Annotated in this window: 21 protein-coding genes and 3 tRNA genes; 3 read left to right on the top strand and 21 right to left on the bottom strand. The window is 74.5% G+C overall.

Translation table 11 applies throughout. The features are described 5' to 3' along the window. Window positions 1-27: 27 nt before the first annotated feature. The 13 genes from GMA12_RS01450 to GMA12_RS01390 form a co-directional block, all read right to left on the bottom strand. Window positions 28-948: an NADP-dependent oxidoreductase gene (locus GMA12_RS01450; RefSeq protein ID WP_156266448.1), complete on the bottom strand. Its 921-nt coding sequence runs from the start codon at window positions 946-948 to the stop codon at window positions 28-30. A gap of 46 nt (window positions 949-994) precedes the next feature. Continuing rightward, window positions 995-1,402, bottom strand: coding sequence for a four-helix bundle copper-binding protein (locus tag GMA12_RS01445; RefSeq protein WP_156266446.1), 408 nt, complete (start codon window positions 1,400-1,402; stop codon window positions 995-997). 214 nt (window positions 1,403-1,616) lie between these two features. Next, window positions 1,617-1,811 (bottom strand): DUF2795 domain-containing protein, encoded by a 195-nt coding sequence (locus GMA12_RS01440; RefSeq protein ID WP_156266444.1) that lies wholly within the window; start codon window positions 1,809-1,811, stop codon window positions 1,617-1,619. 187 nt (window positions 1,812-1,998) lie between these two features. Continuing rightward, the gene (locus GMA12_RS01435; RefSeq protein ID WP_156266442.1) at window positions 1,999-2,265 is read right to left on the bottom strand and encodes an SHOCT domain-containing protein; all 267 of its coding nucleotides are present in this window, start codon (window positions 2,263-2,265) and stop codon (window positions 1,999-2,001) included. A 123-nt stretch (window positions 2,266-2,388) separates the two neighbouring features. After that, window positions 2,389-3,093, bottom strand: coding sequence for an esterase/lipase family protein (locus GMA12_RS01430; protein WP_156266440.1), 705 nt, complete (start codon window positions 3,091-3,093; stop codon window positions 2,389-2,391). Continuing rightward, window positions 3,090-3,983 (bottom strand): alpha/beta fold hydrolase, encoded by an 894-nt coding sequence (locus GMA12_RS01425; protein ID WP_156266438.1) that lies wholly within the window; start codon window positions 3,981-3,983, stop codon window positions 3,090-3,092. Before GMA12_RS01425 ends, GMA12_RS01430 begins: the two co-directional genes overlap by 4 nt. Then, the gene (locus GMA12_RS01420) at window positions 3,980-5,110 is read right to left on the bottom strand and encodes a glutamate--cysteine ligase (RefSeq protein ID WP_370829854.1); all 1,131 of its coding nucleotides are present in this window, start codon (window positions 5,108-5,110) and stop codon (window positions 3,980-3,982) included. The genes GMA12_RS01425 and GMA12_RS01420 overlap by 4 nt, the downstream gene beginning before the upstream one ends. Before the next feature lie 236 nt (window positions 5,111-5,346). Then, on the bottom strand, window positions 5,347-6,870 hold the full coding sequence (locus tag GMA12_RS01415) for a multicopper oxidase family protein (RefSeq protein WP_162459327.1): 1,524 nt from the start codon (window positions 6,868-6,870) through the stop codon (window positions 5,347-5,349). Further along, entirely contained in the window at window positions 6,867-7,139 is a 273-nt protein-coding gene (locus tag GMA12_RS01410) for an SHOCT domain-containing protein (protein ID WP_156266434.1), read from the bottom strand. The genes GMA12_RS01415 and GMA12_RS01410 overlap by 4 nt, the downstream gene beginning before the upstream one ends. After that, window positions 7,136-7,831 (bottom strand): DUF305 domain-containing protein, encoded by a 696-nt coding sequence (locus GMA12_RS01405; protein WP_156266432.1) that lies wholly within the window; start codon window positions 7,829-7,831, stop codon window positions 7,136-7,138. The genes GMA12_RS01410 and GMA12_RS01405 overlap by 4 nt, the downstream gene beginning before the upstream one ends. 38 nt (window positions 7,832-7,869) lie before the next feature. Next, a complete protein-coding gene (locus GMA12_RS01400) occupies window positions 7,870-10,062 on the bottom strand; it encodes a heavy metal translocating P-type ATPase (RefSeq protein ID WP_156266430.1) in 2,193 nt (730 codons plus the stop codon). Beyond that, window positions 10,059-11,330 (bottom strand): sensor histidine kinase, encoded by a 1,272-nt coding sequence (locus GMA12_RS01395; protein WP_162459326.1) that lies wholly within the window; start codon window positions 11,328-11,330, stop codon window positions 10,059-10,061. Before GMA12_RS01395 ends, GMA12_RS01400 begins: the two co-directional genes overlap by 4 nt. Continuing rightward, window positions 11,327-12,049: a response regulator gene (locus tag GMA12_RS01390; RefSeq protein ID WP_156266428.1), complete on the bottom strand. Its 723-nt coding sequence runs from the start codon at window positions 12,047-12,049 to the stop codon at window positions 11,327-11,329. Before GMA12_RS01390 ends, GMA12_RS01395 begins: the two co-directional genes overlap by 4 nt. Window positions 12,050-12,278: 229 nt before the next feature. Between GMA12_RS01390 and GMA12_RS01385 the strand changes: the two genes are divergently transcribed. The 3 genes from GMA12_RS01385 (at window position 12,279) to GMA12_RS01375 (ending at window position 14,674) form a co-directional block, all read left to right on the top strand. Continuing rightward, window positions 12,279-12,671: a hypothetical protein gene (locus GMA12_RS01385; RefSeq protein WP_156266426.1), complete on the top strand. Its 393-nt coding sequence runs from the start codon at window positions 12,279-12,281 to the stop codon at window positions 12,669-12,671. A gap of 149 nt (window positions 12,672-12,820) precedes the next feature. Beyond that, complete coding sequence (locus GMA12_RS01380) at window positions 12,821-14,077, top strand: heparan-alpha-glucosaminide N-acetyltransferase domain-containing protein (protein ID WP_156266424.1); 1,257 nt, start codon at window positions 12,821-12,823, stop codon at window positions 14,075-14,077. A 165-nt stretch (window positions 14,078-14,242) separates the two neighbouring features. Further along, window positions 14,243-14,674 (top strand): OsmC family peroxiredoxin, encoded by a 432-nt coding sequence (locus tag GMA12_RS01375; RefSeq protein ID WP_156266422.1) that lies wholly within the window; start codon window positions 14,243-14,245, stop codon window positions 14,672-14,674. 207 nt (window positions 14,675-14,881) lie between these two features. On the opposite strand, the gene GMA12_RS01370 is transcribed toward GMA12_RS01375, so the two are convergent. The 8 genes from GMA12_RS01370 to GMA12_RS01335 form a co-directional block, all read right to left on the bottom strand. Beyond that, the gene (locus tag GMA12_RS01370; RefSeq protein WP_162459325.1) at window positions 14,882-15,220 is read right to left on the bottom strand and encodes a DUF8129 domain-containing protein; all 339 of its coding nucleotides are present in this window, start codon (window positions 15,218-15,220) and stop codon (window positions 14,882-14,884) included. A 180-nt stretch (window positions 15,221-15,400) separates the two neighbouring features. Then, window positions 15,401-15,476 (bottom strand) — tRNA-Glu (locus GMA12_RS01365). Window positions 15,477-15,638: 162 nt separating this feature from the next. After that, a tRNA-Glu gene (locus GMA12_RS01360) sits at window positions 15,639-15,711 on the bottom strand. A gap of 21 nt (window positions 15,712-15,732) precedes the next feature. Then, window positions 15,733-15,804 (bottom strand) — tRNA-Gln (locus tag GMA12_RS01355). Window positions 15,805-15,893: 89 nt separating this feature from the next. Continuing rightward, window positions 15,894-16,472 carry a cupin domain-containing protein gene (locus GMA12_RS01350; protein WP_162459324.1) on the bottom strand — a complete coding sequence of 193 codons (579 nt, stop codon included), beginning with the start codon at window positions 16,470-16,472 and terminating at the stop codon, window positions 15,894-15,896. Between the two features lie 125 nt (window positions 16,473-16,597). Beyond that, window positions 16,598-18,109: a glutamate--tRNA ligase gene (gene gltX / locus GMA12_RS01345; RefSeq protein ID WP_156266418.1), complete on the bottom strand. Its 1,512-nt coding sequence runs from the start codon at window positions 18,107-18,109 to the stop codon at window positions 16,598-16,600. 76 nt (window positions 18,110-18,185) lie between these two features. Continuing rightward, window positions 18,186-18,959 (bottom strand): fumarylacetoacetate hydrolase family protein, encoded by a 774-nt coding sequence (locus GMA12_RS01340; protein WP_156266416.1) that lies wholly within the window; start codon window positions 18,957-18,959, stop codon window positions 18,186-18,188. A 76-nt stretch (window positions 18,960-19,035) separates the two neighbouring features. Beyond that, window positions 19,036-20,145, bottom strand: a complete 1,110-nt coding sequence (locus GMA12_RS01335) for a branched-chain amino acid aminotransferase (protein ID WP_162459323.1) — start codon at window positions 20,143-20,145, stop codon at window positions 19,036-19,038. Window positions 20,146-20,183 lie beyond the last annotated feature (38 nt).

The following is a 20,183-nucleotide window of genomic DNA, read 5'->3' as shown; positions in this document are numbered from 1 at the left end:
GCTGTGCACCTACGGGACCCCTCCGGCTCAGCCCATGCGCACGGCGATCTTGCCGCGGACGTGGCCCTCCTGGCTGAGCCGGTAGGCCTCGGCGGCCTCGGCGAGCGGCACGCTGCGGGCGAGCTCGATCCGCAGCGCGCCCCGGTCCACGAGCCGGCCCAGCTCCGTGAGGTCCTCGGCGGAGGGCCGCACCCACATCCACGTCCCGCCGTGGGCCTCCACGGCGTCGTCGGCCACGGAGGCGTGCCGTCCGCCGTCCTTCAGGACCGCGAGGGTCTGCTCGACGACCCCGCCCACGAGGTCGACCACGACGTCCACGCCCTCCGGTGCCAGCTCCCGGACCCGCTCGGGCAGCCCTTCCCCGTAGACCACCGGCTCGGCGCCCAGGGCGCGCAGATAGTCGTGGTTGGCCTCCGAGGCGGTGCCGATGACCCGGGCGCCCCGCGCCACGGCGAGCTGAACGGCGTAGCCGCCCACGCCGCCGGAGGCGTTGTGCACGAGCACGGTCTGGTCCGCGGCCACCTCCAGGCGGCCGAGCACCTGGTAGGCCGTGAGCCCGGCCAGCGGCAGCGACGCCGCCCGGTCCCAGTCCACCGAGGCGGGCTTCGGCGCGAGCAGCCGGGAGGGCAGGGCGACGTACTCGGCCATCGTGCCGCCGTGCACCCAGTCCGTGCGCGCGTAGGAGATCACCTCGTCCCCGGGGGCCCACTCGGGCACGTCGATGCCGACCGACTCCACGACCCCGGACACGTCCCAGCCGGGCACCACCGGGAACTGGACCTCCATGAGGGGGTCCAGCCCGCCGGCCATGATCTTCCAGTCGACCGGGTTGATCGCGGCGCTGCGCACCCGCACGAGCACCCAGCCCGGGGGCACCTTGGGCTCCGGGAGGTCGGTGAGCTCGAGGACTTCGGGGCCGCCGTAGCGGGCGTACGTCAATGCCTTCATGCTCGGGGCAACCGGGGGCCGCGGGGGCCTATTCCCGGTGCCGGGCTCAGCCCAGGGAGCCGATCAGCTCGGCGCAGGCCTGCTCGCAGCGGCGGCAGGCCTCCGCGCAGACCCTGCAGTGCTCGTGCATGTCCGCGTGCTGGGCGCACTCGTCCCCGCAGGCCTTGCAGGCCGCCTGGCAGGCCTGGAGCACCGCGCGGGTGAGGTTGGCGTCGTAGCCGGTGTGCCGGGAGAGCACCTTGCCGGTGGTGGCGCAGATGTCGGCGCAGTCCAGGTTGGTCCGGATGCACTTGGTCAGCTCGGCGACCATGTCCTCGGACAGGCACGCGTCGGCACAGGCGGTGCAGGTCTGGGCGCACTCGAAGCACGCCGCGATGCACTCCGCCAGCTTCTGCCGGTCCACCCCGCCGAGGTCCTTCGGGTAGGTCTCGAGCATCGATGTCACGTGGGTCATGGTCTCGCTCCTTCGTCCGATCGGCGGCCGGGCGCCGGCCGCACGTCCTGCGGTGCTGGGCGGGGCCCGGCGCGGCCGCGCCCCGCACGTTCGACAGTAGACTGTTCGTTCCGGCCGGTGAACCCCGGGACCGTGAAGATTCGGTGAAGCCCGCCGGCGTGCGGCAGGCCCCGCGGCGCGCGCCGCGGGGCCTGCGAAAACCGGGACCGGGGTGCTACTTCCCGAAGACGGCCTCGGTCACGTGCGTGGGCTTCTCGTACTGCTGCTCCGGGAGGTTCCGCAGCGCCTCGAGGATCGAGTCGTCCGCGCCGGAGTCCTGCGCCTTCTGCACGACCTCGTCCTTGCTGACCGGGTAGTCCAGGCCGCTGAGGTGCTTCTGCAGCTCGATGGGGTTGGGCTTGTCGGACATGGGGATCTCCTTGTCGTCGCGAGGTCTTGTCCCGCCGGCTCGGCGGAACACGAACACCCCCAGTCTGTCAGCCTGCTTGTCGTTCTTCAGCCCCGGACCGCCGGCCGCGCGTCGCCCCGGGAACCCGACGCGGTCACGGACCGGCCCGTTCGTCCCCTCCGGCGCGCAGCCGATCCGGGCCGGAGCGTCACGGACCGGACCGGCCCTCCTGCTCGAGGATCCGCAGCCGCTCCAGGTACTCCTCCTCGGTGATCTCCCCGCGGGCGTGGCGCTCCAGCAGGTCGTCGCGGGCCCGGCGCAGCCCCAGGCGGGTGCGGGTCCGGCGGCCCCACCGGGTGTTGCTCCCGTAGCGCAGCACGAGCCGGCGCACCAGGCGGATCAGCCCCCACCCGACCGTGAGGAGCAGGAGCACCCAGGACACGGCTTCCCAGCCCTGGAAGGGCGTCAGTCCCATCACGACCACGGTGCCCACCGTTCCCTCCGACGTCGTCCCCACTCGCCGGCGCGAACCGCCGGAGGGCGGACGATGGCCGCACACTACCAGCCGCCCCCGACGCCGCCGGACCAGGGGGACCGGTCAGCGGGTCAGCGTGCGGATCCCCTCGAGGATCGCCCGGTGCACCCGGGGATCGTTCAGGGGCAGGAAGTGCCCGCGGGTCTCGAGCTGGACGTTGTGCGCCCCCTCCAGGCGGCTGCCGCCGGGGATGTGCGGGTCGAAACGGCCGTAGATCGAGACGATGTCCCGGTTCACCGCCTGCTGTGTGGTCAGCGCGGTGAGCTCCGGGGAGTGCGGCAGGAACACCCGGATGGTGGAGAGCGGCAGCAGCCGGGCCAGCTCGGACCCGGAGAACGGGGTGTTGACCGCCACGAGCCCGTGGATCCCGCCGTCCCGGTTGTGGTGGGCCAGGAGGTGCTTGCCGATCAGCCCGCCCTTGCTGTGCGCCACGAGCACGCACCGCTCCACGCCGGCCGTGCGCAGGTGCGCGGCCACGAGCTCGGCCATCTCCTCGATGGTGCCGGTGTTGAACTTCAGGTCCTCGACCACGTGCACGTCGTGTCCGTGCTCCCGCAGCAGCCCGGCCACGGGCAGCAGGAAGGTCCAGGACTCGTAGATGCCGGGGATGAGCACGACCGGCGTCCGGTCCGGATCCGCCGGCGCCCGGTAGTGCGCCGGGTCCCACCGGCCGAGGACGCCGGCGGCCTGCCACCGCAGGGCGTAGGCGTAGTCCTGCGCCCAGGCCGCGAGGTTGGCCCCCGCCTCCGTCAGCCGGCGCGGGATCACGCCGGGGCGTCCGGACGGCGGGCGGGTCGGCAGGCGTCGAGAAAGGGGGCGCATGCTGCGGCGAGCTCCTTCGGGTGGGTGTGCTGGACGTTGTGCGGGGCACCGGGGATCTCGACCACCCGGGCCTCGGGGGCGGCCCGGGCCAGTCGCCGCACCCAGTGCCGCGGGGCGATGGGGTCCCGTCCGCCGCGCACGAGCAGACCGGGAACCGTGCAGCCCCGGATGTCCTCCTCGATCCGGTCCCGGACCATGGACCGGGCGGTGCGCAGGTAGCGGAGCGGGCCCATCCGCAGGTAGTCCCGCAGGACGAGGGCGTTGGTCCGCGGAGGCTCGCGCAGCGTGTCCCGCAGCAGCCGCCACGCCTGGCCGGGCCGGCTGGGCGCGTCCGGGTCCACCGTCGGCCCGACCAGGACGTAGCCCGAGCACAGCCCGGGGTGGTCGCTGACGGCGTCCACCACGATCTGGCAGCCCATGGAGTGCCCCACCAGGACGGGCCCCGACAGTCCCAGCGCCGCGACCGCCCCCGCGGCGGCCTCCCCCAGCTCGGCCACGGAGAGGGGCCGCGGCGGCTTCGGTGCCGTGCCGTAGCCCGGCAGGTCGAGGGCGTACACGTCGCGGGTCGCGGCGAGCTCGTCCGCCAGGCGCAGGAAGTACGCCCCCGACATCCCGACCCCGTGCACGAGGACCACCGGCGGCAGCGCGGGGTCGAAGGTCCCGCGCACGTCCACCGCGTGGGACCCGACGACGACGCGGCGCCGCCGGAGCAGCGGATGCCGGCGCACCCGGCCGGTGCTCGTCGCCGGCGGCGCGGCCCGCTCCCCCGCCCGCTCCCCGGTCCGGCCGGGGCCCGGGCGCAGGGACTCCTCCCGGCCGTCGGTGACCCGGCTCACCGGTGGGTCTCCTCGAGGGCCGCGCGGACCACGTCGTGCGGGTCCTGCCCCCCGGCCCAGGCCTCGCGCTGGCGCCGCGCCCCGGAGCCGCCCCGCAGGAGGGCCGCCACCGTCCCGGCCACGGGCTCCTGCTCGCCCTGCGCCTCGAGGGCGGGGCGCACGTGCGCCAGCAGCTGGGCCACGACCTCCTCCGCGGGTGCGGGCGCGCCGGAGACCGGGCTGACCAGGTGCCCGTCGACCCCGGCGGCACTGGCCTGCCACGACCAGGCGCGCAGCTGGCCCACGCCGATCGGCGGCGCCGGGGCGCCGGCCCGCCACTGCCGGGCCGCCGTCTCGACCAGGGCGCGGGCGAGGGCCGCGAGCACCGCGGCGTGCTCGGCCTCGAGGCACACGTCCGCGATCCGGATCTCCACGGTGGGGTACCGGGCGGAGAGCCTGGCGTCGAAGTACAGCATGCCGCGGTCCAGGGCCACCCCGGAGCGCAGCAGGGCCGCGCACCGGCGGTCGTACTCCTGCGCCGTGCCCAGGAGCTCGTCGGGGCCGGCGGTGGGCCAGCGGGTCCACGTCTGGTACCGGAAGCTGCCGAAACCGGTCTCCCGGCCGTACCAGAAGGGCGAGTTGGCGCTGAGCGCCAGGAGGACCGGCAGCCAGCCGCGGATCCGGTCCAGCACGGCGACGCCCTCGTCCGGACCGGAGGTCCCCACGTGGACGCGCAGCCCGCAGGTCAGCTGCTCCTCGACGACCATGCCGTAGCGCTCGTGCAGCCATGCGTAGCGGGGCTGGGGCACGAGGTGGGGCCGGGCCGGGAACACCGGCGCGGCCAGCGCCACGGCCCGGGCTCCCCTGCGGCGCGCGGCGGCGTCCACGAGGGCCCGGCCGTGCCGGATCGCGGCGAGCTGGTCCGCGAGCCCCTGCACCGGGGGCCCGGCGACCTCGATCTGCTCCTGCTGCAGCTCCGTGGTGATCCGGTGGCCGGAGACCGCCGGGTGCCGGTCGTGGTCGCGGACCACGTCGCGGCTCACCGCCACGGGCTCGAGGGTCTCGGCGTCCACGAGGAGCAGCTCCTCCTCGACGCCGAAGGTGCGGCCCCGGTCGCCGGGACCGGCCGTGTCGGGGTGCGGGAGCACGGTGATCGCCTCCATCCGGGTGGGCAGGCCGGGCGCGGGTGCGCCGGGGCCCGTCGCGGGGTGTCGTCGAGCTCATCGGAGCGTAGCACCCGGGTCCCGGCGGGCGCGGGCGCCGTCGGCCGCCTCCGGCCGCGTACCGTTCCACCCCGCTCCGCGCCGGCCGCCTCGTCGGGCGGTGCCGGCCGGTGTCCGTGCGCGTCGCCGGGGCACGCGGGCCGGGGCGACGCGCACGGGTCTCAGCGGACCTCGAGGGTGCCCATCATGCCGAGGTCCTCGTGGTCGAGGATGTGGCAGTGGTAGACGGTGCGGCCGGTGAAGTCGTCGAACGCCACCCGGACCACCACCACCCCGGAGGCCGGGATGTTGACCACGTCCAGCCAGAGCGGGGTGCCGACGTCGCGGTCCTGATCCTGCACGACCTGCATGGGCCACACGTGCAGGTGCAGCGGGTGATCCATGGGGCTGGAGTTGGTCAGCGTCCACTCCTCCACGGTCCCTGCCGCGACCCGCTGATCGGTGCGCTCCTCGTCGAAGCGCTCCCCGTTGATCGTGAAGGACATCATCGAGCCGGGCCCGCGCGTGCCGCCCGTCACCCCGTCGCCCATCATTCCCTCGCCCATCATTCCCTCGTCCATCATCCCGCCGCCCATGCCCATGGCCGCGCCCATGGCGAAGTCCAGGGTCCGCCGGGCCGCCACGGGCTCCCCGCGCAGGTCCCGCGGGACGGGTCCGGCGGGCACGGGGCCCGGGTCCCGGGCCGGGTCCCCGGCGACCTCGAGGGTGAGCAGCTCGATCGGCTCGTCGTTGCCCGGGCCGTCCCCGGGCACCCGCCCGCCCATCATGCCGTCCATGCCGCCGCGGTCCACCGGGGCGGCGAGCAGCCGGGAGGTGCCTGCGCGGGTGTCCACCAGCAGCTCCGCCCGGTTGCCCGGGGCCAGCGTCACCTCGGTGACCTCCCGCGGTGCGGGCAGGCGGCCGAGCAGCCGCAGGGTCTGGCCGTCCAGCTGCAGCCGCAGGTATCGGGCCGGGCAGGCGTTGACGACCCGCCACAGCTCCCGCTCCCCGGGAGCGGCGGCGGCCTCGGGACGGACCTGGCCGTTGACGAGGACGGTCTCGCCCTCCCGGCCCATCATCCGCTCCGGCGGGGAGACCTCGGCGAGGTTCCCGGAGGCGTCCAGGGTGATGTCGGAGACGACCAGGACGCGCTCGCGCGTCACCGGGACGGGGTCGGGGTCCTCCACGACGATCACCCCGTAGAGGCCGGCCGCCAGCTGGTCGGCCACGTGGCCGTGGTGGTGCGGGTGGTACCAGTAGGTCCCCGGCGGATGGTCCTCGGGCAGGGCGAACTCGTAGTCGAAGGACTCCCCGGGGGCGATGCTCACGAAGGGGTTGTCGCCGTGGCCCTCCGGGGAGACGTGCAGCCCGTGCACGTGCAGGTTGGTCGGGGCCTCCAGCCGGTTGGCCATCGCCACCCGGATCGTGTCCCCGGGGCGGACCCGCAGGGTGGGCCCGGGCAGGGACCCGTTGAAGGCCTGGACGTGCGCGGTGCGCGCCCCAACGCGGACCGTGGCCGGGGCGGCGGCGAGGTCCAGCTCGAGCAGGCCGTCCGCGGCGGTCAGCACCTCGGGCTGGACCAGTCCGCGGCCGCTGCCGAGGACATCGCCGCCGCCGCTCCACCACAGGCCGGCCCCGCCGACGGCGGCGGCGCCCGCGCCGACGGCCCCCAGGGCCAGCAGCTGCCGGCGGGTCAGCGGGCTCACCGGTCGCCCTCCTCCAGGGCGCGCAGCCGTTCGCGGTACTCCTCGGTGCTGATCTCCCCGCGCGCGTAGCGCTCCTCGAGGATCTCCAGGGACCGGCGTGGCCGCGGGCCGGCCGGCGGGGCGGGACCGTCCTGCCGGGTCCCGCCGCCCGCACCACCGGTCAGCAGCTTCACGAGCACGAACACCAGGACCACCGTGCCCACGATCAGCAGGAGCCAGAAGATCCACATCCAGCCCATGCCCCACCCCATGCCGTCGCCCCACATCATGGCTGACTCAGCTCCTCCTGCATCGTCCTCATCTCCTCGATCTCCGCTTCCTGGGCCTCGACGATCTCCCCGGCGAGCGCGACGGCCTCCGGATTGGACCCCTGCTCCACCTCGTCCCGGGCCATCTCGGTGGCGCCCTCGTGGTGCCGGACCATCTGCTCCAGGTACAGCTCGGCGGCCTCGGGCCCCTCGGCCTCGCGCAGCCGGTTCATGCCCTGCTCGTCGACCATGCCGGAGCCGTGGCCGCCGTGGGCGGTGGCCGACTCGTCCGGGGCCGCGGGAGCGTCCCAGGCCGTCAGCATCGCCTGCATCTGCTCGATCTCGGGCCCCTGCGTCTGCCTGACCCGCTCGGCGAGGTCCCGGACGTCCTGCGGGACACCGTCCTTGCTCAGGAGGATCTCGCTCATCTGCACCGCCTGCTCGTGGTGGGGGATCATCATCTGCGCGAACATGACGTCCGCGTCGTTGTGCTCGCCCGTGATCTCCGCGGCGGCGCCGGAGGCCGGCGCGGTCCCTGTCGACGTGCTCCCGGGCGGGGTGGTCCCGGTGGAGGTGGTCCCGGTCGGCGTGGCGTCCGCGGCGGGACTCGCGCCGCCGGTGGCCGGCGCCTCCGTCTCCTGGCCGTTCCCGCAGCCGGCGAGCGCGAGCACGGCGGCGAGCGCGAGGGCGGAAAGGATGGGGGTGCGGGTCATGGTGTCTGTCCTTCGTTCGGTGTCGGTGGGGTGGTCGGTCAGCGGGTGGGGACGGCGAGGGTCCGCGCGTCGGCGCGGCCGGCCTCGGCGCCGGTGGCGGCCAGGTGCTGCGGGGACAGGTCGAGCCGGCGCAGCAGCTGCGCGTTGAGGGCCACGACGATGGTGGACACCGACATCAGCACGGCGCCGACGGCCGGGGACAGCACGATCCCGACGGGGGCGAGCACGCCGGCGGCCAGGGGAACGGCGACGACGTTGTAGCCGGCCGCCCACACCAGGTTCTGGATCATCTTGGTGTAGCTGGCGCGGGAGAGGTCGATCATGGACAGCACCGAGCGGGGGTCGTTGCCGGCCAGGACCACCCCGGCGGACTCCATGGCCACGTCGGTGCCGGCCCCGATGGCGATGCCGACCTCGGCGCGGGCCAGGGCCGGGGCGTCGTTGACGCCGTCGCCGACCATCGCCACGGTCATGCCGCGCTCCTGCAGCTCGACGACCTTGCTGTCCTTGTCCTGCGGGAGGACCTCGGCGAAGACCTCGTCGATGCCCAGGTCGGCGCCCACGGCGTCGGCGACCTGGCGGGCGTCGCCGGTGATCATGGCGACCTTCACCCCGCGGTCCTGCAGGGCGGCCACCGCCGCGCGGGACTCGGGGCGGATCCGGTCCTCCAGGGCCAGGGCGCCGATGACCTGCCCGTCGCGCAGGACGTGGAGCACCCCGGCCCCGCGGGAGGTCCACTCGCGGACGGCCGGCCCCAGGGCGGCGGGGGTCTCGAGGCGGAGCTCGCGCAGCAGGTTGGGCCCGCCCACCATGACCTCGGAGCCCTCGACGGTGGCGCTCACCCCGCGGCCGGTGGCCGCCCGGAACTCGGTGCCGCGCAGGCCGAGCCGCCGTGCCTCGGCGTCCTGCGCGGCGGCGGTGACGATGGCCCGGCCCACCGGGTGCTCACTGTCGGCCTCGGCCGCGGCGGCCAGGGCCAGGAGCTCGCCCTCGGAGGTGCCGGGGGCGGGGGCGGCACCGGTGACGGCGTGGGCGCCCTCGGTGAGGGTGCCGGTCTTGTCGAACAGCACCACGTCGATGGTGCGCATCCGCTCCAGGGCCATCCGGTCCTTGATCAGCACCCCGGCCTTCGCCGCACGCTCCGTGGAGATGGCGATGACCAGCGGGATCGCCAGGCCCAGGGCGTGGGGGCAGGCGATGACCAGCACGGTGACGGTGCGGATCACCGCGTCGTCGGGGGATCCCAGGAACGTCCAGACGATCGCGGTGATGATGCCGGCGACCAGGGCGAACCAGAACAGCAGCGCGGCCGCCCGGTCGGCCAGGGCCTGGGCGCGGGAGGAGGACTCCTGGGCGGCGGCGACCATCCGCTGGATCCCGGCCAGGGCGGTGTCGGCCCCGACGGCCTCCACCTGCACCCGCACGGTGTTGTCGGTGGCCACGGTCCCGGCCACCACCGTCTCGCCCACGCCCCGGGAGACGGCCTTGGACTCCCCGGTGATCATCGACTCGTCGAACTCCGCCGTGCCGGCGGTGACCACCCCGTCGGCCGGCACCCGGGCCCCGGGGCGGACCAGCACGACGTCACCCACGGTCAGCTCCGCCACGGCCACGGTGACGGTGTCCCCGTCGAGGACCTTCTCGGCCTCGTCGGGCAGCAGCGCCGCCAGGGCGTCCAGCGCGGAGGAGGCCGCGCCCAGGGCGCGCATCTCCATCCAGTGGCCCAGCAGCATGATCACCACCAGCAGGACCAGCTCCCACCAGAAGTCCAGCTCGAATCCGCCGATGCCCAGCGTGGTGACCCACGAGGCGACGAACGCGACCGAGATGGCCATGGCGATCAGCAGCATCATCCCCGGCTGCCTCGAGCGCAGCTCGGTGAGTCCGCCGCGCAGGAACGGCGCCCCGCCCCAGAGGTAGACGACGGTGCCCAGTACCGGGGGAATCCAGGCCGAGCCGGGGAACTCGGGAAGGTGGTAGCCCAGCAGGTGGGCGAACATCGGGGCGAAGACCACCACCGGGATCGCCAGCACCAGCGACACCCAGAACCTGTTCTTGAACATCGCCGTGGAGTGCCCTGCGTGCTGCCCGTGGGTGTGGACCGTGTGCTCCTCGTCCACGGCCGAGTGGGCGGGACCGTGCGGCATGGCCTGCCCGTGCGTGGCGGTGCCGCCGGGGTGGTGTCCGCGGCCGCCCGGGTGCGGGTCCGGGTGGGGGTCGGGGGCGTTCATGATGAGCTCCTTCCGCGGCTGCGGGACGTGGGCGGCGGCTCCGGTGCGACTGCCGTGCGTGCCGGCCGGAGTCCGTCCGTGCCCCCGAGATTATACCCCCCAGGGGTATGATGCAAGGGGTCGGGCCCGTCCGCCGGCAGCGGGTGCCGGGAGGGCGCCGGGCACCGGACGGGCAGCACCACCCGGAACTCCGCACCCCGCCCGGGGCCGGCCGAGGCCGCGTCCAGCGCACCGCCGTGGGCCTCCACGAGGGCCCTGGAGATGGTGAGCCCGATGCCGGACCCGCCGTGCTCCCGGTCCCGGGCGGTGTCCCCGCGGTAGAAGCGCTCGAAGACGTGCGGCAGATGCTCCGCCGCGATGCCCTCCCCCGTGTCGGCGACCCGCAGCACCACGGCCGTGCCGCCGACCCGGGCCGCCCCCAGGACCACCTCCCCGCCGGGCGGGGTGTGGCGCAGGGCGTTGGAGAGCAGGTTGCCCAGCACCTGCCCCATCCGCTGCGGATCCACGGGCAGGACCGCACCGGCCGCGCCGTCCTCGACCCGCAGCGCCACCCCCTTGGCGGCGAAGGCCTCCCGGGCCGCGTCGGCGGCCGCGCCCAGCAGCTGCGCCACGGCCACCGGCGAGCGCGCCAGGACCATGCGACCCTCCTCGGCGCGGGAGACGACGTCGATGTCCTCCACCAGCCGCGTGAGCCGGGAGAGCTGCTCGGCCAGGACGGCGCCGGTGCTCGCGTCGAACTCGGTGACGCCGTCCTCGAGCCCCTCGAGGTAGACGCCGAGCACGGACAGGGGGGTGCGCATCTCGTGCGCGAGGTCGGAGAGCATCCGCCGCCGGACGCCCTCGGTGGCCTCCAGCTCGGCGGCCATCGCGTTGAAGGCGGCCGCCAGGGCGTCGACCTCGCTGCCGGCGCCCATGGCCGGGACCCGGGCGCCCCAGCGGCCCCGGGCCAGGTCCTGCGCGGCCCGGGTGAGGGCGGCGAGCGGGGCGCGCAGCCGGCGGGCCAGGGAGGCGCTCACGGCCAGCGCACAGGCCGGCGCCGTGACCAGGGCCACGCCGAGCGTCCACAGGCCGGCGTCCCGGTAGGCGCGCTCGACGTGCATCAGCTGGACCGGGTCCGGGTCGGCCCCGGCGCGCACCAGGTGCTCGTGGAACAGGGGCGGCCCCGCGAGGGAGGCCACGACCGCCGCGGCGAGCACGCTCGCCGCCACCACCAGCAGCTGGGCGAGCAGGAAGCGCGCCGCCAGCCCCCGCTCCCGCCGGGCCGTCACCGTGCCACCATCCGGTAGCCGATCCCGCGGACGGTCTCCACGTAGCGGGGCGCGGCCGGGTCGTCCCCGATCTTGCGCCGCAGGTGGCCGATGTGCACGTCCACGAGGTGCTCGTCCCCCACCCAGGCCGGGTCCCACACCACGTCGATGAGCCGGCGGCGGGACATCGCCTCCCGGGGCCGCTGGGCGAGGGCCGCCAGCAGGTCGAACTCGGTGCGCGTCAGGGACACCCGCTCCCCGGCCACCCGCACCTGCCGGCCCGGGACGTCGACCTCCAGGTCCCCGAACACGCGCGGCCCGACGGCGCCGGCCGGCGGGGCGACGGTGCGCGGACGCCGCATGACCGCCTGCACCCGGGCGACGAGCTCCCGGACGCTGAACGGCTTGGTGATGTAGTCGTCGGCGCCCGTGGCGAGGCCGGCGAGCCGGTCCTCCTCGCTCCCGCGGGCGGTCAGCATCAGCACGTAGCACTCCGAGGAGGCGCGGATCCGCCGGCACACCTCGACCCCGTCCAGCCCGGGCAGCCCCAGGTCCAGGACCACGACGTCGGGCGCGCCGGCGCTCGCCGCCTCCAGAGCGGCCGGACCGCTGTGCGCCTGGGTGACGTCGTAGCCGGCCCGGACCAGGTAGGACGCGACCATGCCCGCGAGCGCCTTCTCGTCGTCCACCACCAGCACCCGTCCGGCCGGGCGGGCGGCGTCCTCGACAGCAGTTCCCATGCCACCAGTGTCCTCCCGGGCGGGTCGCCGGCGCCTCCGGAGCGGGCCCGTCCGCGGGGATCTTCGTCATTTCTTCAGCATTGCCGCGGCGCCGCGACCGGTCCCCGGAGGCGTCCGGGCTTGCACCGCGACCGACAGTCGACTTAGCATTCGGGGGCGCCCTGATGGACAGCAGGCTGACCAGTTGCCCGGGGTGCACGCCCGGTCGTCCCGTGAAGGAGTGAACCCCGTGCAGCGCAAGATCTCCGTCCTCGTCGAGGTGGACCTCGACGGCCGGCACGTCCGCGTCGACGTGACCGGAGCCGTGACCGCGGTCAACCAGCAGGGACTGCACCCCGTGCTGCGGCGGGCCCGCACGATGCTCCCCACGGCGACCGTGCGCCTGGACCTCAGCTGCGTGCGCGATCTCGAGCCGCACGCCCTGGACCTGCTCCGCGAGGCGGTGGAGCAGGATCCGGGCCTCGGCGACGCCGTGGAGATCCTCGCCCCGGAGCAGATGCCCTCCGGCGCCGCGGCCACCGCCCTGGCCGCGCGCCGCCGGCTCCGGCACGGGATCCTGCAGCGCCGCGCTGGCGAGCTCTCCGTGCCGCTGCCCGGGCCCGCGCTGAGCGCGGCCTCCTGACGGACCCGGCCACCGGAGCCGGACCGGCGCCGGGTCGCCGAGCGCAACGTTGCCGCGTCCACGACCGGGGGGTGCAAAGATTGGCGGCAGTGCACGCACGATCCTGAGCGCTGCCGCACCGGGGGACGAGAGACAGAACGGCGGGACGCATGAACGACCACTCCACGCGGGACCGGGCCACGGAGACCACCGGCGGGCTCGACCCCCGCCGTTCGGCCGGACGGGTGGCCGCCGTCGACGCGGCCCGCGGCCTGGCGCTCGTGGGGATGACCGCTGTCCACTTCCTGCCGGACGCCTATCCGGACAACGACAGGCCGACGCTGTCGTGGCTGCTCTTCGCCGGGGACTCCGCCGCGTTGTTCGCCCTGCTCGCGGGCGTGGGACTCGCCTTCGCCTCCGGCGGCCGCCGCCCTCGCCGGGGCAGGGACCTCACGGCCGTGCGGGCCGGGACGGCCGTGCGGGCCCTGCTCATCATGCTGGTCGGCCTGACGATCGGGTACCTGATGCCCCCGGACCCTCCGGCCGTCGGCATCCTCGTGTACTACGGCGCCTTCTTCCTGCTCGCCCTGCCGTTCCTGGGCCTGCGGACACGGACGTTGCTGGCGTGCTCGGGCGCGTTCCTGGTGCTGGGGCCGTTGCTCATCCACTGGCTCGTGGACCGGGTGCCGGAGCACACGGACGCGAACCCGACGTTCGCGAGCCTGTTCACGGAGCCCGTGGCGGTCTTCTGGCAGCTGCTCGTCACGGGCGCGTACCCGGCGGTGACCTACCTGGCCTATCTGCTGGCGGGTCTGGGCGTCGGCCGGCTCAACCTCAAGAACCTGCACGTCCAGCTCCGGCTCTTGGCGGCCGGGCTCGGCCTCGCGGCGCTCTCGAAGCTGCTCTCCTGGCTGCTCCTCTACGCCGCGGACGGCTACAACGTGCTCCTGTACAGCATCGAGTCCCTGACCCGGGAGGACCTCGAGCACATCATCGTCTTCGGGGCCGAGGGCGAACTGCCCACGAACACCCTGTGGTGGCAGGTGATCGCCGCCCCGCACGTCAACACGCCGCTCTCCGTCGCGTGGAGCCTGGGGGTGAGCCTGGCGGTGCTCGCCGCCTTCCTGCTCCTGGAGCGGCAGTTCGCCACGTGGCTGCTGCCGCTGACCGCCATGGGCGCCATGGCCCTCACCCTGTACGCCGCGCAGCTGGTCCTGCTCTCCACCGAGGTCCACTACAGCAGCCCCCTGCTGTGGTTCCTCGCCTGCCTCGTGGTCTCCGCCCTCGTGGCCCTGGCCTGGCGGCACGCCCTCGGCCGGGGTCCCCTGGAACGGGTCGTGGCCGGCGCCGCGCACGCCACCGCCCGCGCCGTCGCGGACCGGGCGAAGCCCCGCGACCCCGGGCCGCCGCGCACGCCTCTCGGCTAGCGGCGGACGCTCCCGCCACCGGTCCGCGCGCCGCCGGGCGTCACGCCGGGCGCGGAACCGGTGTCACCGGGCGGTCACACGCCCGCCCCATCCGTTACCGTGACAGCAGCGCCGTCCGGCGCCGGCAGGCGGATCGCCCGCGTGCCGTGGACCTCAGGAGGAACCATGCCGAAACCCGTCGTCAGCAAGGCCAGCACCGTCTGGAACGGCGATCTCTTCAGCGGCTCGGGGAGCACCCGCCTGTCCGGCTCGGGCCTGGGCCCGTTCGACGTGGACTGGAAGGCCCGCGCGGAGGAGGGCGCGGGGCCGCGGACGAGCCCCGAGGAGCTCATCGCCTCCGCCCACGCCACCTGCTTCGCCATGGCCCTGTCCAACGGACTGGCGCAGAACGACACCCCGCCCACCCGTCTGGACACCGGCGCGGAGGTCACCTTCGTCGCGGGTGAGGGCATCACGGGCATCGTGCTCACCGTGCGGGCGGAGGTCGAGAACCTCTCGGCCGAGGACTTCGCGCGCCTGGCCGACGAGGCCAAGGCCAACTGCCCCGTCTCCCAGGCCCTGTCCGTGGACATCACCCTGGACGCCTCCCTGGCCTGAGCGTGAGGACCCGCCGGGCCGCCACCGGCCCGGCGGGTCCTCGCCCCCCGGTGGCGCACGAGAGCCCGGCCGGGGCCCTCGTGCCGAGGATCAGCGCGGACGGCACGGACCGACGGGCCCGGGCGCGCGGACCCGCGGCGTCACCGCGCACGTCCGTGGCCACGACAGGCGTGGCTCGGGCCCGCGACCGGTGCGGCGGGGGAACGGTCAGCGCGGCTGGGCGGGGTTGAACGGCGTGCCCTGGGACGGCGGGTTGATCGGCGGGCCGGAGGTCTCCGGCGAGACCGGGGACCCCTGGCTGGACGAGGAGACCTCGGGGGCCTCGGTGGGCACCGGTCCGCTGGGCTCGGCGCCCTGGCGCAGCGCCTCGAGCCGGCGCTCGAGGACCTGGACGACGGGCAGCCGGTCCCCGTGCGCGCGCTCGTAGGCGAGCAGCTGCTGCAGGCCGGACTCGTCGAGACCCGTGATCTTCGACCCGAGCACCCCCACGGGCAGGTGGTCGTAGTCGGGCAGCGGGAGGTCGTCGTGCTGAGGGATGTCGTTCACGTCTGCTCCTTCGGCGGTGGGCGCCGGAGAGCCGGCGCCGGTCCTGCGATGTCCTGCCACGGTAGCAGTCGGAGCCCGGACTGTCAGCGTGCTTAGTGGTCGAAGTGCCGGACGGCCGGCCGGGCACGTCCCCCGGAGACGGAGAAGCCCCCCGGACCGTCCGGTCCGGGGGGCTTCTGCTGGTGACCCCAGCGGGATTCGAACCCGCGTTACCGCCGTGAGAGGGCGGCGTACTAGGCCGCTATACGATGGGGCCGCGGCCATCCGGTCGGCGGATTCCCGCTGCCGGACTCGTACACTGTACCAGGTTCCGGGGAGGTCTCCGGACACGTCGGCGCGGAACCGCGCGGCGCCGCCCTGTCCGGGTCCGGACACGGAAGAACCCCCGGACCGTGCAGTCCGGGGGTTCTTCTCGATGTGACCCCAGCGGGATTCGAACCCGCGTTACCGCCGTGAGAGGGCGGCGTACTAGGCCGCTATACGATGGGGCCCTACTGATCGAGCGATCAGCGCTGGGATACCAGGACTCGAACCTAGAATGACGGTACCAGAAACCGTAGTGTTGCCAATTACACCATATCCCACTGTCGTCCCCGGTCCCTGCGGTTTCCCGCACCGACCGGCGCAACGCAAAAGAACTATACCGGCCTTCGGCCGGGGCGGCAAATCCGGGTCACCGGCAGTAGCGCTCCTCGAGCTCCCGGTCGATCCCCCGCCGGCAGGCCACCGCGGCGAGCCCCCGCAGCACGGGCCCCAGCCACCGGTAGACCCCCGGCAGGCTGATGTCGGTCCACTGCATCAGCAGCGCCGTGCGGAGCAGGCTCCTCGGTCTGCCGTCGCGGCGGGTGCGCCCGTCACGGGCGAGCCCGTACAGGGCGACCAGGCCCTTCTCGAAGCAGGCCGGGGCCGGGCGCAGCTCGACGACGAACCGGGCGGGCGCGGAGGCCGGGTTCTTCCACCGGAACAGGTGCTCCTCCGGGACCTCGACCTCGCGGCCGGGCCCGAGGTCCCGCACCACGTGCCCCACCTGGACCCGCAGGGTCCCCTCGAGGACCCGCAGGCGCATCCCGATCCGGCGGTGGTAGTGGGCGAGCACCTCACCGCCGGGCTCCACCTCGACGTGGAGCAGGGCGTGCTCGCCGCCCGTCTCGGCACCGGTGCGCAACCAGGTGACGGTGTCCCGCTGCACCGGGTTGCGGTGCTGCGGACGGCCCGTGCGCATCCGGGTGATCTCTTCGTCGGTCCGGTCCATGGCCATCGCCCCCTGGGTCCAGGCTACGCCGCCGGGCCCTTCCGCGCGCGGCCCGGCCTGGACGACGACGCCGGCCCGGCCCACCGCGTGCGGTGGGCCGGGCCGGCGTCGTCGTGGTCCGGGGCTCAGCCCAGCTGCTCGGCGAGCGCGCGGATCCGGGCGAGGGAGGAGTCCCTGCCGAGGATCTCCAGGGACTCGAACAGCGGCGGGGAGATCCGCCGCCCGGACACGGCGGTGCGGACGGGGCCGAACGCGAGGCGGGGCTTGATGCCCAGCCCGTCGACGATCGCCTCGCGCAGGGCGGTCTCCAGGGCCGGGGCGCGCCAGTCCCCGAGGGGCTCCAGCGCCTCGAGGGCGGCCCGCAGGACGTCGCCGGCGGAGTCCTTGAGCTGCTTGCGGGCGTCGTCGGCGAGCTCGATCTCGTCGTCGGCGGCGAACAGGAAGGACAGCAGCTCGGGGGCCTCCCCGAGCAGGTTCATCCGCTCCTGCACCAGCGGGGCGGCCTGGTCGAGGACGGCGGCCTCGCGCTCGGTGAGGGTCTCCCCCAGCACGCCCGCGGCCTGCAGGTAGGGGACGAGACGGTCGCGGAAGTCGGCGGGCTCGAGCAGGCGCACGTGCGTGCCGTTGATGGCGGTGGCCTTCTTGAGGTCGAAGCGGGCCGGGTTCGCCAGGACGTCGTGGACGTCGAAGTGGGCCACCAGCTGCTCCACGGTGAACACGTCCTCGTCCGCGGACAGGGACCAGCCGAGCAGGGCCAGGTAGTTGAGCAGGCCCTCGGGGACGAAGCCGCTGTCCCTGAGGTGGAACAGGCTGGACTCGGGGTCACGCTTGGAGAGCTTCTTGTTGCCCTCCCCCATGACGTAGGGCAGGTGGCCGTACTCGGGCACGTACGGGGCGACACCGATCTCCACGAGCACGCGGAACAGGGCGATCTGGCGCGGCGTCGAGGAGAGCAGGTCCTCCCCGCGCAGCACGTGGGTGATCTGCATCAGGGCGTCGTCCACGGGGTTGGTGAGGGTGTACAGCGGCTGCCCGTTGGCGCGCACCACCACGTAGTCCGGGATGGACCCGGCCCGGAACACGATCTCGCCGCGGATCATGTCGTGGACCACGATGTCCTCGTCCGGCATCCGCAGCCGCAGCACCGGTTCGCGGCCCTCGGCCCGGTAGGCCGCGACCTGCTCCTCGGTGAGGTCGCGGTCGTAGTTGTCGTAGCCGAGCTTGGGGTCGCGGCCGGCGGCGCGGTGGCGGGCCTCGACCTCCTCCGGGGTCGAGTAGGCCTCGTAGACGGCCCCGTGCGCCAGCAGCTTCGCGGCGACGTCACGGTAGATGTCCAGGCGCTGGGACTGCCGGTAGGGGGCGTGCGGGCCACCGGTCTCCACGCCCTCGTCCCAGTCGATGCCGAGCCAGGCCAGGGCCTCGAGCAGCTGCTGGTAGCTCTCCTCGGAGTCCCGCTGGGTGTCGGTGTCCTCGACGCGGAACACCATCGTCCCGCCGGTGTGGCGGGCGTGGGCCCAGTTGAACAGCGCGGTGCGGATCAGCCCCACGTGCGGGGTGCCGGTCGGGGACGGGCAGAAGCGCACCCGTACGGGCGAGGAGGCGGAGGCGGTGGCCGGGGCGGCGGGCTTTTCGGTCATGGCTCTTTCGGGACGTCGGTGGGTGCGTGGGCGGGTCGGTGCGTGGGTGGGTGCGTGGGGTGTGCGGCCGCGGGCGTCAGCGGCGCAGGACGGTGGGCAGGACCCCGATGCCCTCGACGTCGACCTCGATGCGGTCGCCCTCGTCGACGATGCCGACGCCGGCGGGCGTGCCCGTGAGGATCACGTCGCCGGGCAGGAGGGTGAACGCCTGGGAGACGTAGGAGACGAGGAACGGGACGTCGAAGACCATGTCCCGAGTGCTGCCGTCCTGCTTGGTCTGCCCGTTGACGCGGCTGCGCACGGCCAGCGCGGAGGTGTCGAGGTCGGTCTCGATCCAGGGTCCCAGCGGGCAGGCGCCGTCGAAGCCCTTGGCGCGGGCCCACTGGTTGTCCGTGCGCTGCACGTCGCGGCCGGTGAGGTCGTTGGCGGCGGTGTAGCCGAAGACCACCTCGGGCACGCGCTCCACGGGCACGTCCTTGCACATCCGCCCGATCACCACGGCGAGCTCCGCCTCGTAGGAGACCTCCTCGGTCCACGGGGGCAGGGTCACCGGGTCGCCGGGGCCGGCCACGGAGGTGTTGGGCTTGAAGAACAGCATCGGCGAGGTGGGCAGCTCGTTGCCCAGCTCCGCGGCGTGGTCGGCGTAGTTGCGCCCGACGCACACGATCTTGGAGCGCGGGATCACCGGGGCCAGGAGGCGGACGTCGGCGAGCTGGTGGCGCTGCTCCGTGGGGTGGATCCCGGTGTAGAACGGGTCCCCCGCGAGGACGGTGACCGTCTCCGCGCCGGGCGCGCCCTGCACCGCGCCGAAGTGGATCTCGTTGTCGACGGTGAACCTGGCAATTCGCATGGCCCCAGGCTATCCCACGGCCCGCAGGGCAGCGCGCGGCCCCCTCGGCCGGTCGCCGAGGGGGCCGCGGCGGGTCTCAGACCAGGCGGGTGAGCCAGCCGTGGGGATCCTCCGCCCGGCCGGTCTGGATGTCCAGCAGCTGTTTGCGGATGTCCATGGTGACGGCCCCGGGGCGGGCACCCTCGTCGCCGATGGCCCCCTCCGCGGAGAGGAGCCGGCCGATCGGCGTGATCACGGCCGCGGTCCCGCAGGCGAAGGCCTCGGTGACCGTGCCCGACCGCCAGCCCTCGCGCCACTCCTCGAGGGTGAAGGGGCGCTCCTCGACGGTCATCCCGCGGTCGCGCGCGAGCTGGATGATCGACGTGCGGGTCACGCCCTCCAGGATCGTGCCGGTGAGCTCGGGGGTGACCAGGGTGTCCTCCCCGAGGACGAAGAACACGTTCATCCCGCCCAGCTCCTCGACGGCGTCCCCGCGGTCGCGGTCCAGGAACATCACCTGCTGGCAGCCGTGGGCCTCGCCCTCGATCTGGGCGACCAGCGAGGCCGCGTAGTTGCCGCCGCACTTGGCCGCCCCGGTGCCGCCGCGCCCGGCGCGGGCGTAGTCGCGGGAGAGCCAGATGTCCACCGGCTTCACGGGTCCGCCGAAGTAGTTGCCGGCCGGGGAGGCGATCACCGAGTACAGCACCTGCCGGGACGGGCGCACGCCCAGGAACGCCTCGGTGGCGATCATGAACGGGCGCAGGTACAGGGACTCGCCCTCCCCGTCCGGCACCCACTGCTCGTCCACGGAGACGAGCTCCCGCAGGGAGTCCAGGAACATCTCCTCGGGCAGCTCCGGCAGCGCGAGCCGGCGGGCCGAGCGGTTGAGCCGGGCCGCGTTGGCCTCGGGCCGGAACGTCCACACGGAGCCGTCCGCGTGCCGGTAGGCCTTCAGCCCCTCGAAGATCTCCTGGCCGTAGTGGAGCACCGCGGCGGCGGGGTCGAGCACCAGCGGCCCGTACGGCTCGATCCGCGGGTCGCTCCAGCGCCCCGTGCCCGCGACGACGTCGCCGAACCAGTCGATCTTCACCATGTGGTCCGAGAAGTTCGTGCCGAAGCCCGGGTCGGCGAGGATGGCCGTGCGCACCTCCTCCGGGACCGGGTCCTGGGTCAGGTGGTGGGCGAAGGTGGTGGGCTGAGTGGTCACTGCGTCTCCCTGCGGGGTCGACCCCGTGGCGACCGGCA

The sequence above is a fragment of the Kocuria sediminis genome, assembly GCF_009735315.1.
GTDB classification, from domain to species: Bacteria; Actinomycetota; Actinomycetes; order Actinomycetales; family Micrococcaceae; genus Kocuria; species Kocuria turfanensis.
Note: the sequence above shows the minus strand (reverse complement) of the source record. Positions and strands in the feature narration are given on the sequence as shown.